A 12,528-nucleotide genomic window follows, 5' to 3' on the forward strand; every position below is an offset into this window, starting at 1 on the left:
TCTCTAGGAGAAGTTTTGTTGCGAAGAAAGGGTTCTATGTCAGTTAAAGAGCATCTGGAAAAACTCGCAAGGCTGATCCGTTACTTCATTCTTGTCTCGACGACTGAGGCAGGTTCCGGACATCCCACGTCTTCACTCTCCGCAACCGACCTCATGACTGCGCTCCTCTTCGGCAGGGTCTTCAGGTTCGATACCGACCGGCCCGACCATCCGAATAATGACCGCCTTATTTTTTCGAAGGGCCACGCCTCCCCCCTTTTCTATGCACTCTGGGCTGCGGCAGGAAGGGTGAGCGAGGGAGAACTGATGACGATGAGGAAATTCGGCTCCCCCCTCGAGGGGCATCCCACCCTTGCCTTCCCTTTTACTGAGGCCGCTACCGGTTCTCTGGGACAGGGGCTCTCTATCGGTCTCGGAATGGCCCTGAACGCGAAATATCTCGACAGGCTTCCTCACAGGACCTATGTCCTCCTTGGAGACAGCGAGATGGCTGAAGGTTCACAGTGGGAGGCCATGGAGATTGCCTCATACTATAAGCTGGACAATCTCATCGGTATACTCGACGTGAACCGTCTCGGGCAGCGGGGTGAGACCATGTACGGTCATGACCTCTCTGTTTACGAAAGGAGGGTTTCAGCCTTTGGTTGGGAGACCTTTGTGATCGACGGCCATTCATTCCAGGATATCCTTACTGCTTACGGCAAGGCTCTTATGACGAAGGACAAGCCGGCCATGATCATCGCAAAGACGGTGAAGGGGAAGGGGGTATCATTTATTGAGAACAGAAACGGCTGGCACGGCAAGGCTCTTACAAGAGATGAGTTGGGCCGTGCCCTTGAGGAATTGGGTCCTGTAGACAGATCAATCAGCGGAGACATACAGAAGCCCGAGGACAGAGTTCCCGAGCGAAAGGTAGCCGAGAAGGCCCGCGATCTCCCGTACGGCGGGGATAAGGCGGTTGCCACGAGGCATGCATACGGAGCTGCGTTGGCAAGGATATTCCCTGAATTTCCCGATATGGTCGTCCTTGATGCCGAGGTGAGTAATTCTACCTTTGCCGAGCTCTTCAGGGAGGCCTATCCAGACCGTTTCTTCGAGATGTACATTGCAGAACAGAATATGGTCGGAGCAGCCCTCGGCCTTTCGAGAAGGTCGAAGGTCCCCTTTCTCTCGACCTTTGCGGCCTTCTTTACCCGCGCCTTTGACCAGATACGGATGAGCCAGTATTCCGGGGCTAATATCAAGTTCTCCGGCTCCCATGCAGGAGTCTCGATCGGAGAGGACGGATCGTCACAGATGGGGCTCGAAGATATCGCCATGTTCAGAACGCTCCTGAACAGCGTGGTGCTGTATCCCAGTGACGCGGTCTCGACGGAACGACTGGTGGAGGAATCTGCCAGACACAAGGGAATCGTCTATATCCGTACCACGAGAAAGGATACCCCTGTTCTCTATGGGAAGGATGAGGCATTCCCCATCGGAGGTTGCAAGGTCTTGAGGAGGAACAGCCAAGATGCAGTGACCGTTATTGCAGCGGGGATCACTCTCCACGAGGCACTTGCCGCTTATGAGGAACTGAAAAAGGAAGGGACCTCCATACGGGTCATTGACCTCTACAGCGTTAAACCGATCGATGGGGCTGTCCTGAATGAGGCAGCAGGAGAGACAAAGGCGATCATCACAGTCGAAGACCATTTTGCTGAAGGAGGGATAGGCGAGGCAGTGAGGAGCGCGCTCGCAGCGAAACCGGTATCGGTGTACTCCCTCGCAGTGAGGAAGATGCCGAAGAGCGGCAAGCCTGCCGAGCTTCTCGACTATGAGGAAATTTCACGGCATGCCATTATAAAGAAAGTAAAGGAGATCCTATGAGACCGGAAAATCTGAAGACGAAAATATTTTTGGACGGAGGAGACCCGCACGAGACGAGACAGATCATTGACCTTCTCGGGTTCCTCGACGGACAGACGACAAATCCCACCCTCATATCGAAGAACCCCCAGGCAAAAAAACGGCTCGAAGGGGGAGGCAAGTTCAGCGAAGGGGAGATCTATAATTTCTATCACTTCGTCGTTAGGGAGATTTCTGCAATGATGCCTCAGGGGTCAATTTCGATTGAAGTGTATGCGGATGCTTCAACCCCTGCTGAGAAGATGCTCAAACAGGGGAAGGAGATGTTTTCCTGGATACCGAACGGCAGGATCAAATTCCCCACATCCCACGAAGGACTGAAGGCAGCTGAGGAGGCCGTAAAAGAGGGGATGAAGATAAACATGACCCTCTGCTTTACCCAGGAGCAGGCCGCTGCCGTTTATGCGGCAACGCGCGCTGCAAAGAGGGGGGATGTCTTTGTCTCTCCTTTTATCGGTCGGCTTGACGACGGGGGAGAAAACGGAATGGGCCTCATTGCGAACATCATCAAGATGTACCGGAAGGGCAATGCCCATGTAGAGGTCCTCACCGCAAGCGTAAGGACCATGGACCACCTCCTCTACGCGCTGAAACTCGGTTCCGATATCGTCACGTCACCTTTTGCGATTCTGAAGGAATGGGGAGAAAAGGGGATGCCCGTACCGGGGGATGAATATGTTTACCATGCAAGGAATCTTAAGGCCATGCCTTACAAGAATATCGACCTTTCGAGGAACTGGCAGGATTACGATATCTCCCACGATCTGACCGATAAGGGTATGGAGAAATTTTCTCAGGACTGGAACGCGTTGATCAAGTGATGATGAGGATAGCGATCGGATCAGACCACGGGGGGTTTCTCCTTAAGGAAATCATGGTAAGTTTTTTGAGGCAAAAAGGCTTTGAGGTGAAAGACCTCGGCGCAAACAGTCCTGACCCCTCTGACTATCCTGACTTTGCAAGGGCCGTTGCTGAAGCTATCATGAGAAGAGACGCAGAAAGGGGCATCCTCATCTGCGGCAGCGGTGTAGGCGCGTCGGTGGCCGCGAACAAGTTTCCCGGAATCAGGGCAGCTGTTTGCCATGACACCTTCTCAGCGCACCAGGGCGTAGAGGATGATGACATGAATCTGCTCTGTCTCGGTGAGAGGATCATCGGCCAGGAGCTGGCAAAGGAGATCGTCCTCACTTTTCTTTCGGCTGGGTTCTCGGGAGCCGAGAGGCATGTGAGAAGACTCGAGAAGGTTAAGAACATCGAGAAGGAATTCATGAAATGATGAATGAAGTCGCCATTGACAGCAGGTTCCTGCAACCCTGTGATGTCCCCGGAGAGACGTTTGCGATTGAGCCTTTCACCATGGTCATTTTCGGCGGCGGCGGAGATCTCGCAAAAAGGAAGCTCATGCCCACCCTCTTCCACCTCTGCGGGTCCGAAGGGATTCTCAAGGATTTTTCTGTCCTCGGCTTCGGCAGGTCCAAGATGAGCGATGAGGAATACCGCTCGGTGATGAAGGAGGCGGTTCAGGAATTTGGCGTGGAGCACGTCAACGAAGACCAATGGAACGAATTCAGCAGACATCTGTTCTTCTTTTCAGGGTTTTTCGAAGATGACGATGCGTATAGAAGATTGAGAGAGACGATCGATCGCATCGCAATCCCTGCGTCAGACGGGGGCAAGGATCTCATTTTTTACCTTGCCGTTCCCCCTCAGACCGTACCAGTCTTGATCGAGAAACTGTTGCGGCATAACTTCTGCAAGAGATCCTATCGCACCAAGATCATCGTCGAGAAACCCTTCGGTAGGGACCGGGCGTCGGCAGAGACATTGAACACGATCCTGACCGGCGCCTTTGAAGAGAACCAGATATACCGTATAGACCACTATCTCGGCAAGGAACCTGTTCAGAACATCCTGTATTTCCGGTTTTCCAATATGATATTTGAGCGGCTCTGGAATTGCAGATGCATCGATAACATCCAGATAACTGTGGCAGAGGATATCGGCATCGAGCACAGAGGCGCCTTTTATGAACAGACGGGCGTTGTCAGGGACATCGTGCAGAACCATATGCTGCAACTTATCGCGCTCGTTGGGATGGAACCCCTCGTCGGATTCAAGGCCGACTTTCTCAGGGACGAAGCGGTAAAGGTGTTCCGGTCGATCCGTCCAGTGGATGATGCATATATCGACAAATTTATGGTAAGGGGGCAGTACGGCCCCGGGAAGGTGGGGGAGGATGAGGTGCCTGGGTACAGGGAGGAAGAGAGGGTTTCACCGGAATCCAATATCCAGACCTTCTTTGCAGGGAAGTTCTATATCGATAATCTGAGGTGGGCAGGAGTCCCTTTCTATGTGAGGACCGGCAAGAGGATGCAGAGGCGCATAACGGAAGTGGCCGTCCAGTTCAAGAGGCTTCCCCTCAGGCTTCTCGGACGTACCTGTGATGTTATGGAACCGAATATCCTTCTCCTGACCATCCAACCCGATGAAGAAATAACACTGCGTTTCAACGTGGGATACCCGCATTCGCACAACCGTCTCTATTCGACAAATATGGTCTTCAAGTACCGTGATACCTTCGGGACGAAGCAGCAGGAAGCCTACGAACGGCTCCTGCTCGATTGTGTCAGAGGAGATCTCACCCTCTTCGTCAGGCAGGACGCGATTGAGACGATGTGGGAGGTGGTTGACCCCATTGTTGCCAGATGGGCGAATCTCGCTCCGGCTGATTTTCCAAACTACGCAGCAGGCACATGGGGGCCTGAAGAAGCCCTCCTTCTCCTTAAGAATGAAGGCCGCTCCTGGATAACGGCTTGACGCAACCCTAATGATGAAAATTACTGTCAGGCAGACACCGATCGAAGCCCTGTGATTTGGAACCGCCAAATGGATGGTCACCGCGACATTGTTGTTCTTGATACCGCTGAGGATATCTGCCGTTTCATGATCGGGAAATGGAAAGAGATAGCGCAGGGAGCTCTTGAAGAACGAGGGTATTTCGCGGCAGCCCTTTCAGGCGGGAAGACTCCCGTCGATTTTTTCAAGGGACTCTCCGCGCTCGGCGGAACATTTCCCTGGGAGAGGACCCATATCTTTGTCGTCGACGAGCGTTTTGTGCTTTTGACGCACCCTGACAGCAACTACGGGCTCGTGACCGCTCTCTTCCTGGACTCAGTAGGTATTCCCAGACAGAACTGTCATCCCGTTCCCGTGGATGAGCCTTCCCCGGAACTTTCTGCGAGGAAGTACGAAGAGGATATCAAAACGTTCTTCAGACTCTCAAAGGGCGAGTTCCCTCGATTTGACCTGATTCATCTCGGGATCGGCGAAGACGGCCATACAGCGTCCCTCTTTCCGGGCAGCTCTGCGGTACAAGAAAAAAGTCGCCTCGTCGTCGGAACAGTCCCTAAAAATAAGAGACATGACAGAATCACCTTGACGCTGCCGGTGATAAACAATGGGAGAAATGTCGTATTCCTTGTCCAGGGGAAGGGTAAGGCAGGGGTCCTGAAAAGAGTGATACTGGGCGAAAGCTCTTTGCCTGCCACTCTGGTCAGACCCGGCAAGGGAAAGCTCTTCTTTGTGGCAGACAGGGCAGCAGGGGAGCTCTTAACGGCTGAAGAAATTGTGGGACTAGGGTCATGAAGATCGTTCCGGCCCTCCTCGCTGAAGACTTTGACGAATTCCTTGCGAGGCTGAAACAGGCAGAATCATTTACCGATTACGTCCAGATCGATCTCATGGATGGGAGCTTTGTCCCGACGAGGAGCTTTGGACCAGAAAGACTGAACGGGCTTAACGCGTCCCTGACCTTCGAGGTCCATCTCATGGTGCAGAAACCTTCAGAATTCCTGAGTCAGATAACGAATCCGAAGCTCAGGAAAGTGATCTTCCATGTCGAGGTGGAAGAGAACCATTCAGAGATTATCAGGGAAATAGAGCGACGGGGACTGACTGCAGGCATTGCACTTAAGCCCGAGACAGGCATTGATGATCTCGGGGATATCTCATCCCGCGTTCAGAGCCTGCTCTTTCTCACGGTCGACCCCTGCTGTTACGGGAATCCCTTCAGGACGGAAGTATTGGATAAGGTTGCGAAGGCAAGGGCGGTGTTCCCTGACAAGGCAATTTCCGTTGACGGTGGAGTTTCGCTCGATAATCTGAAGACCTTTTTGGGGATAGGGGTTGATTCTGTCTGTGTGGGAAGCAGGATATTCTTGCATGGCGATCCGAAGGAGAATTACCGACGCTTCGCAGAGCGTCTTCGTGAACTTCAAGGAGGTTAGGATATGCAGATAGGGATGGCAGGTCTCGGCCGGATGGGAATGAATATGGCGAGAAGGTTGATGAGAGGCAGGCACAGGGTCGTTGCCTACAACCGTTCTCCGGAACCCATAAGGGAGATCGTGAAAGAGGGCACAGATGGAGCATTCTCCCTCGAAGAACTGGTCGGAAAACTGAAACCTCCCCGGGCAGTCTGGTTGATGATACCCGCGGGAAACGCTGTTGATGAATTGATAGAGAGCCTTCGTCGTCTCCTTTCGAAGGGAGACACGATCATTGATGGCGGAAACAGTTTTTACCGGGACGACGTCCGTCATGAGAAGGAACTCAGACCAGACGGGATTCATTACATGGACGTTGGCGTGAGCGGCGGTATCTGGGGGCTCAAGAACGGATATTGCCTCATGATTGGAGGAGAGAAAAAGGACTATATGCGGTTTGAGCCTCTCTTCAAGACCCTTGCGCCGAAGGACGGCTATCTCTACTGCGGACCTGTGGGAGCCGGCCACTTTGTGAAGATGGTCCACAACGGCATCGAGTACGGCATGATGTCTGCCTATGGCGAGGGCTTTTCGATCCTCAATGCTTCGCCTTACGCAAAGGGCATGGACTTCTCGAAGATCGCCCATCTCTGGAACCAGGGCAGCGTCGTCAGGTCATGGCTCCTTGAACTGGCAGAAGCCGCATTCAAGAAAGACAGGGACCTTTCTCATATCGAGGGATACGTCGAGGATTCAGGGGAAGGCCGCTGGACAGTCCAACAGGCGATAGAGACGGCCACTCCTTCCCCCCTGATTGCGCTGTCGCTCTTTCAGCGCTTCCATTCCCGTGAGACCGACGCCTTTTCAGACAGGCTTCTGGCCGCACTGCGAAACGAGTTCGGCGGTCATGCGGTAAGAAAGAAGAAAAAGTGATGTGCCACAGAGTGACAAGGGCAAAGAGTACTAAGTCCTCGGGCGTGGTTACCTATAAGCCCTAATGAGTCCTAACAATCAACAACAGGACTTTCGGATATCTAAGCTGACAACAGGGCACAAATGGTTGATAATGGCTGGTTTACAGCTTTGAATTTTGTAAGATCCAACCGTCCTTTACTGCATATCCAAAGATCTTTAGGACTTCGGATTGGGTCTTCGTTAGGTCTTCAAGACGCCTGTTAAGTTTTTTGCTGCCCTTGGCCATATAGAGAGCTGTCCTCAGCTCCCTCAATTCCTTCAGTACGTCCTCAGCGGAAAGGTTTATCCCTGCTGTCTTGAGCTTGTTTCTGAAGATGCTGAAGTAAACCATAGCCACCACGCAGGTCAGGATATGAAGCCGTATCTTGGAATCTGTCCAGTGGTATTGAGGGGTCACTGCTATGCTGAAGGGTGATTTGCTCTTTCTGAACTGTCTTTCGATTTTACTGCGCTCATTATAGGCCAGATAAATCTCTTCTGTGCTCCAGTCGATATTGTCGGTGATGATGATGTTCTTTCCAAAGCGGTCCATGGCGATCTTTATCTGATACTGGTGCTGTCTGAAACTCATCTCCCCGCTGGCAAAGGAAATCTCGTAGTACTGTGAACCGATATGGAGATCCTCACAAAGACGATAGTACCTCTCCCGTATGGACTCCTCATCCTTCCAGTGAGGTCTCTGTTCCCGATAGTTTCTCCGGTACAGGAGAAGTTCCTCCCTCACGCTGTTAAGTTTCTGCTCGAAGTCCATCTTCTTTTTCCGATGCGTCCTCGGATTATAGGTGACCACGACCGCCCGATCTTTTCCCCAGTACTGTCCGGTGTTTCTGTATGCCAGGATTTGTTCTCCTTCCTCTCCCCGTTCCCTGAGGTCCTGATTCTTCGGTATCGATAACGGTGAGAAGTGTTTCAGATCTTTCCCTGCAAGATCCTCAGCGAAAAAGGGAGAGTAGCTCGTAATAAAATGGACCCGCTGGTTCTCATCGATATATTCAACGTTGTCCTCTGAGTTCATGCCCTTGTCAAAGACAACGGTCAACCGTTCCTTGGTCTTTCCCCAAGAACAGATCTCCCTAAAAAGCTCCTCGATACTTTCATGCAACACCTTGCTGTCGTGCCTGTTTCCCGGATACAGACGGTAGTAAACCGGAATGTTCCAAGAGCGTTCTACGAGAAGAGCTAGCCCCAATTGCCTCAGATGATGTTTGCCGTCCTTATTCTTTCCCCTGACCGCTAGATCGGATTCTGTTTTGCTTGAAAGATAGGTGTAATAATTCGTCGTATCAAACAAAAAACAATCCGCAGACACCGGAACAATTTCCCTCACTTTGCGAAAGAACCTCTGCGAGATTTCTTTTACCGACCCCTCATCTACCTTATCCCATTTGTCCCAGAAGGCTTTGGAGTTCAGTCGCTCTATCGCGACAGGGCGAATATGCTGAATGTCGGTCTTCTTGTACCATTCAGGAAGCCTCAGTTTGCTTAACGGTTCAATGATCCTGTTCAGTACAGCGTAGTAACAGTATTCCCCTACCGTGGGCCTTTCCTCATTGCCCTTGGCAGGAACGACCGAGTCCACGATCTCGGTAAACCCGACCTCCTTGTCGATTTCGTTGAAGATAAACAGAGCGCCAAACTCTCGGGACGAAAGCGATGTCAATGTCCCCTTCTGATCCGTTGTAAACAGCTCGAGGATCCTTTCGGGTGAGCCGAGGTACACCTGGTTCACGACAGTAGGCTTGCCGTTAACGCGCTGAATCTCGCGGATGTAATAATAGGGTCTTCCCGATTTCATCTTCTTATGCAAGTGAGCCATGATAGAAGCATATCATAAGGGTCTTACAATGTCAAGCACAAAATGCACGCAGTCAATAACGACAACTATTTCTAAAGGAATTTCCCGGTGCTTAGGTGGGTCTTACATCTTTGATGCAGAATTTATCATAGTTTTCAACGGGTTGTCGACTAAATCACGAGAGATCTCCGAAACTCCTGTTGGTCATGCCCGAGATCCTTAGTCGGGCATCCATTCTGTTCAAAGTGGATTCCCGCCTTCGCGGGAATGACGGCCAAGAATGTGCAGACTATTATGAGACCATTAATAACGACGGAACTGTGCGGTGGCTATTAGCCATCCGCGTGAGTGATTTGTTAGGCGTTTGTTTTTTCCATTTGTAGAAAAGAAACTTCGGAGAGACCCGCCTTCTCTCTCGCATGTTCGATGGTCATGCTTACAAGATTGCCCTTCTCATCCAAATCGATATAAAGATTCTCGGATATTTCCTTTGTTTCAACAACAGCAACATTTGAAAACTCAATCAAGGCTGTGTCCGTATCTGTGAAATAACGAATCTTCATTTTTCTTCCTCCTTAAAACTTCTATCAAAGAAAGCATTATGGACGGTTTCGCCGTCCTCCAAAAGGATCACTCTTAGATATTTCCCGACTTCATCTATAAATTTACATTTTCTTATCCTTCCATCAGCCTGCACGTCTTGCTGAAGAGGATTTTTCATTGCATCCAAAATCCATTCTTCCTTAATTGGCGCCCTGTCGGGACGATTCTTCATAAACAAGAAATATTGCGTACATTTCATGGCTTATTTTATCATTTTTCTTATCTTAGTGCCGTGTCGAAGCTACAATCTGACCAGCAGCCAAACGTGCAATGATGCCCGGCGGGAACGTTGCCTTAACCAGCGCAGGCAATCCCCTATGCCAAAACCAAATCAGCGCTAATCCGCGTCTGGGTTGAAGGCTGTGTTATGCTGTCTTTTGTAATAATTTATTGTCGAGTTCAAGTTCATATGAGAGAATTGTCTTGATATTCATTTTCTTGGAAGCATGAAGTATTTCGATGCCGACTATTTTATCTTCAGAAGTTGTATCCAAATTGACACCTTCAGAAATTTCAATTACCCCGTCTGGCTTTTGAGACCCCAATTTAATATAGATAGCATCAACTTCTTTATCGTAATGCACTTTCATTTTTTCCTTCCTTTCTTCAAAGGATAATTTGTTATGACTGACAAAGTATCCTTTTTGACGGAGACAACAATTTTCAAAGGATACTTTTGCCCTATATCTTTGATAATTTCATGTTCGCCCTGAGACAAGTTCATTTTTGCCAAAATAGCAGCTACCGTGGATTCAGGAATTCCATAGAGTTTCGCCCGTCGCTTAGCATGTCGTGAAAATTTTATCTCCATAGTAAGAACCTATCAGAATTATACCTTATTTGCAGATTGTTGAGGCGATATCCCGGAGTTCTTGATGTTATTTTTAATGTGTTGTGAAGAACCGTATACTGCGGTAAGTGATGTAAATAAGAATTCCCATCAACATTAAGAAAAATAAGCCAAGCAATACCATTGCTCCTTTTCTATTGCTTTTTTCAAAGTCCTTTACAGCTTGACCAAGTCCGAACCAGCCAAAGAGCTCAGCAATCAATTCTGCAAGAAAACTCGTCTATCCCTTTCGCCGTATGGAAATTATTACTATTTCCGATTATTTATTGGCACATAACGAGATGCCTTAACCAGCGCAGGGAACAGCGCTTACAAAAAAGTGTCGCGTTTATTCAGCGTCTGGTTGAAGGCGTTGTTATGCCGCCGTAAGTTCCAATTTGTCTTTTGTGATGCTCGGCAGGCGTATAGGAGCAAAGTACTTCTCCGGGTACAAGTAATCTTCGCCTGATTCATCAACGACCCTTATCTGATGATGTTTTTCAGCCGCCCTGTCGGTCAATACTTCGTATAGTTTTCTTTTCTCCAAGGATGCTTCGTAGCCGCGATTGTCAACACATATCATAAAATGTCTTTTCATAGCCGTTCTCCTCATAAATATTTCTTAATTTTTGTTTCTCTTTTCCCGATGCCGTGCCCCTCGCACCAATGAACTTCTGCTTCAAGTACTGCACCGTCTTCCAGTTCTATACGGCAAATGCCTTTCATTTTTCTCCAGTTTGACTTTCCGTATATCTTGTTCAATCTGTTTAAATTTTCTATTCCATGTCCCGTAGCAATTGTTTCGATTTCCCGTATCTTACCAATTATCTTGAAGTGCATGCTCAATTTTAATCATTTTTGAGAAAATTTGCATAGTTGGGCGTGTGCAAGGATCAATGGTCTATTAGCCTTAAACACAGTTTCGCAGCCAGATAGCCGCCTGCTATGAGGAAGAAAAGAAAATAAATACCAAACAATAGATAACTGAAAGCAAATAAAACACCACCCAACAAACCACTGCCGCTTATGAAAGCACCGAACAAATCGTTTACTACAAAATTAAAGGCAGGGGCGATAATGTGTTTCCAAAATGGCATGCCTACGAATAGTAATGCGGGGTAACCTGCGGCGGCTCCGATAACAAAGGAGAGAGCGACAAGGATGGTTCTTAGTATTCCGTTTCTTAGATTATCTGATGGCATAACGCGCCGGATGAGCCGCCGTTTGTTCGGCTGCTCGATCCGGATTGTTCGGCGTCGTCAGCAGCCGAACTCTCCGGGCGATCAGCCTCTTTCACGGCTCTGTCCTTGTCAATCCGGCGCGTTCGGCGTCCCGGCGCTTTATAGTTGTCATATTTGTCGTATACAGTCCCTATTGGGCTGTTTATATTTCTGGTGTTGGAGGTTTGATATGATTTATTTCTTAGTAAAGTACCAGATGGCTATATCTTTAATTATATGGATAGTGCAGCTATGATTGCTGCGATTATTGCAATTATTTCAGCCCGGCGTGCTCGGCGCTCAGTTGCTTTATTATCTTCTCGTATTGTTTTATGTAATTCTTCTACTGCGGCTGATACGAACTGTTCCGGTGGAGGCATGAAGTGATTTTCTCCTTCTTGCGGGCGTCCCTTTTAGACGTAGCCCGCACTGCCGTTATTATCTGCGCATCTGCGCACATGCCGACGGCATTGCGCATGCGCCGGGACGCCGAACGACATGCATCAGCCACGCCGCCCAAGACCAAAAGACGAAAGCAAAACGCACTTATTCGGCGTCGGGCTGGATGCTTTTGTTATGTTTGTCTGCCTGTTTCTAATTATCAGTTTCATTGTATTTAGAGCAACCGGTGAATGTCGTCAGATCGGCACTGAGGTACATGCAGAATTTGGTCCAATGGGATTGATTGAAAATATCATCATAAGTGATAAGACCGAACATATAAAGGACGTTTTTGCCGCTGGCGAGGTCAGCAATGTCAGCTTTAGAAAAAAGTTTCTCTTTAACGGACACGAAGTTGTCCCTTTCTCTCGTTGAAGTAGGAAGGACCCTGTTACTCCAAAATCGGCTTCACCAGAAGCCCCATGAGCGATTATTTCAGGCCGGGCCATATCTGAGTATCCCCCTTTAGGCAGCCTTTTGGGGGGCAAATCC

Annotated in this window: 15 protein-coding genes; 8 read left to right on the forward strand and 7 right to left on the reverse strand. The window is 49.3% G+C overall.

What is annotated here, in order from left to right:
- The first annotated feature begins 36 nt into the window (after nucleotides 1–36).
- From VFG09_05215 to gnd, 7 genes are all read left to right on the forward strand, one after another.
- Nucleotides 37–1,869 (forward strand): transketolase, encoded by a 1,833-nt coding sequence (locus tag VFG09_05215; GenBank protein HET6514540.1) that lies wholly within the window; start codon nucleotides 37–39, stop codon nucleotides 1,867–1,869.
- Nucleotides 1,866–2,729, forward strand: a complete 864-nt coding sequence (locus tag VFG09_05220) for a transaldolase family protein (GenBank protein ID HET6514541.1) — start codon at nucleotides 1,866–1,868, stop codon at nucleotides 2,727–2,729. The genes VFG09_05215 and VFG09_05220 overlap by 4 nt, the downstream gene beginning before the upstream one ends.
- A complete protein-coding gene (rpiB, locus tag VFG09_05225) occupies nucleotides 2,729–3,184 on the forward strand; it encodes a ribose 5-phosphate isomerase B (GenBank protein ID HET6514542.1) in 456 nt (151 codons plus the stop codon). Before VFG09_05220 ends, rpiB begins: the two co-directional genes overlap by 1 nt.
- Complete coding sequence (zwf, locus tag VFG09_05230) at nucleotides 3,181–4,725, forward strand: glucose-6-phosphate dehydrogenase (protein HET6514543.1); 1,545 nt, start codon at nucleotides 3,181–3,183, stop codon at nucleotides 4,723–4,725. The genes rpiB and zwf overlap by 4 nt, the downstream gene beginning before the upstream one ends.
- 69 nt (nucleotides 4,726–4,794) lie before the next feature.
- Nucleotides 4,795–5,553: a 6-phosphogluconolactonase gene (pgl, locus tag VFG09_05235; protein HET6514544.1), complete on the forward strand. Its 759-nt coding sequence runs from the start codon at nucleotides 4,795–4,797 to the stop codon at nucleotides 5,551–5,553.
- Nucleotides 5,550–6,194 carry a hypothetical protein gene (locus tag VFG09_05240; protein HET6514545.1) on the forward strand — a complete coding sequence of 215 codons (645 nt, stop codon included), beginning with the start codon at nucleotides 5,550–5,552 and terminating at the stop codon, nucleotides 6,192–6,194. Before pgl ends, VFG09_05240 begins: the two co-directional genes overlap by 4 nt.
- A gap of 3 nt (nucleotides 6,195–6,197) precedes the next feature.
- Nucleotides 6,198–7,106: a decarboxylating 6-phosphogluconate dehydrogenase gene (gnd, locus tag VFG09_05245; protein HET6514546.1), complete on the forward strand. Its 909-nt coding sequence runs from the start codon at nucleotides 6,198–6,200 to the stop codon at nucleotides 7,104–7,106.
- A 142-nt stretch (nucleotides 7,107–7,248) separates the two neighbouring features.
- Here gnd and VFG09_05250 read toward each other — a convergent pair whose 3' ends face one another.
- The 7 genes from VFG09_05250 to VFG09_05280 all read right to left on the reverse strand — a co-directional run bounded on the left by VFG09_05250 (nucleotide 7,249) and on the right by VFG09_05280 (nucleotide 11,215).
- Entirely contained in the window at nucleotides 7,249–8,964 is a 1,716-nt protein-coding gene (locus tag VFG09_05250; GenBank protein ID HET6514547.1) for an IS1634 family transposase, read from the reverse strand.
- A gap of 335 nt (nucleotides 8,965–9,299) precedes the next feature.
- Complete coding sequence (locus VFG09_05255) at nucleotides 9,300–9,506, reverse strand: DUF2283 domain-containing protein (protein HET6514548.1); 207 nt, start codon at nucleotides 9,504–9,506, stop codon at nucleotides 9,300–9,302.
- Nucleotides 9,503–9,673 carry a hypothetical protein gene (locus tag VFG09_05260; GenBank protein HET6514549.1) on the reverse strand — a complete coding sequence of 57 codons (171 nt, stop codon included), beginning with the start codon at nucleotides 9,671–9,673 and terminating at the stop codon, nucleotides 9,503–9,505. The genes VFG09_05255 and VFG09_05260 overlap by 4 nt, the downstream gene beginning before the upstream one ends.
- A gap of 238 nt (nucleotides 9,674–9,911) precedes the next feature.
- Entirely contained in the window at nucleotides 9,912–10,136 is a 225-nt protein-coding gene (locus VFG09_05265) for a DUF2283 domain-containing protein (GenBank protein HET6514550.1), read from the reverse strand.
- Entirely contained in the window at nucleotides 10,133–10,357 is a 225-nt protein-coding gene (locus VFG09_05270; protein HET6514551.1) for a DUF4258 domain-containing protein, read from the reverse strand. The genes VFG09_05265 and VFG09_05270 overlap by 4 nt, the downstream gene beginning before the upstream one ends.
- 394 nt (nucleotides 10,358–10,751) lie before the next feature.
- Nucleotides 10,752–10,973 carry a hypothetical protein gene (locus VFG09_05275; protein HET6514552.1) on the reverse strand — a complete coding sequence of 74 codons (222 nt, stop codon included), beginning with the start codon at nucleotides 10,971–10,973 and terminating at the stop codon, nucleotides 10,752–10,754.
- 11 nt (nucleotides 10,974–10,984) lie between these two features.
- Nucleotides 10,985–11,215 (reverse strand): hypothetical protein, encoded by a 231-nt coding sequence (locus VFG09_05280; protein HET6514553.1) that lies wholly within the window; start codon nucleotides 11,213–11,215, stop codon nucleotides 10,985–10,987.
- An 878-nt stretch (nucleotides 11,216–12,093) separates the two neighbouring features.
- Between VFG09_05280 and VFG09_05285 the strand changes: the two genes are divergently transcribed.
- A complete protein-coding gene (locus VFG09_05285; protein HET6514554.1) occupies nucleotides 12,094–12,411 on the forward strand; it encodes a hypothetical protein in 318 nt (105 codons plus the stop codon).
- Nucleotides 12,412–12,528: the final 117 nt, after the last annotated feature.

This window comes from Thermodesulfovibrionales bacterium (assembly GCA_035686305.1).
In the GTDB taxonomy this organism is placed as follows: Bacteria; Nitrospirota; Thermodesulfovibrionia; order Thermodesulfovibrionales; family UBA9159; genus DASRZP01.

Excerpts from the sequence above, each read along its gene's own strand:
- VFG09_05215 (HET6514540.1), top strand. The coding sequence starts at position 37 with ATGTCAGTTAAAGAGCATCTGGAAAAACTCGCAAGGCTGATCCGTTAC.
- VFG09_05250 (HET6514547.1), bottom strand. The coding sequence starts at position 8,964 with ATGGCTCACTTGCATAAGAAGATGAAATCGGGAAGACCCTATTATTAC.
- VFG09_05280 (HET6514553.1), bottom strand. The coding sequence starts at position 11,215 with ATGCACTTCAAGATAATTGGTAAGATACGGGAAATCGAAACAATTGCT.
- VFG09_05240 (HET6514545.1), top strand. The coding sequence starts at position 5,550 with ATGAAGATCGTTCCGGCCCTCCTCGCTGAAGACTTTGACGAATTCCTT.
- gnd (HET6514546.1), top strand. The coding sequence starts at position 6,198 with ATGCAGATAGGGATGGCAGGTCTCGGCCGGATGGGAATGAATATGGCG.
- VFG09_05285 (HET6514554.1), top strand. The coding sequence starts at position 12,094 with ATGCATCAGCCACGCCGCCCAAGACCAAAAGACGAAAGCAAAACGCAC.
- VFG09_05255 (HET6514548.1), bottom strand. The coding sequence starts at position 9,506 with ATGAAGATTCGTTATTTCACAGATACGGACACAGCCTTGATTGAGTTT.
- pgl (HET6514544.1), top strand. The coding sequence starts at position 4,795 with ATGGATGGTCACCGCGACATTGTTGTTCTTGATACCGCTGAGGATATC.
- zwf (HET6514543.1), top strand. The coding sequence starts at position 3,181 with ATGATGAATGAAGTCGCCATTGACAGCAGGTTCCTGCAACCCTGTGAT.
- rpiB (HET6514542.1), top strand. The coding sequence starts at position 2,729 with ATGATGAGGATAGCGATCGGATCAGACCACGGGGGGTTTCTCCTTAAG.
- VFG09_05220 (HET6514541.1), top strand. The coding sequence starts at position 1,866 with ATGAGACCGGAAAATCTGAAGACGAAAATATTTTTGGACGGAGGAGAC.
- VFG09_05275 (HET6514552.1), bottom strand. The coding sequence starts at position 10,973 with ATGAAAAGACATTTTATGATATGTGTTGACAATCGCGGCTACGAAGCA.
- VFG09_05265 (HET6514550.1), bottom strand. The coding sequence starts at position 10,136 with ATGAAAGTGCATTACGATAAAGAAGTTGATGCTATCTATATTAAATTG.
- VFG09_05270 (HET6514551.1), bottom strand. The coding sequence starts at position 10,357 with ATGGAGATAAAATTTTCACGACATGCTAAGCGACGGGCGAAACTCTAT.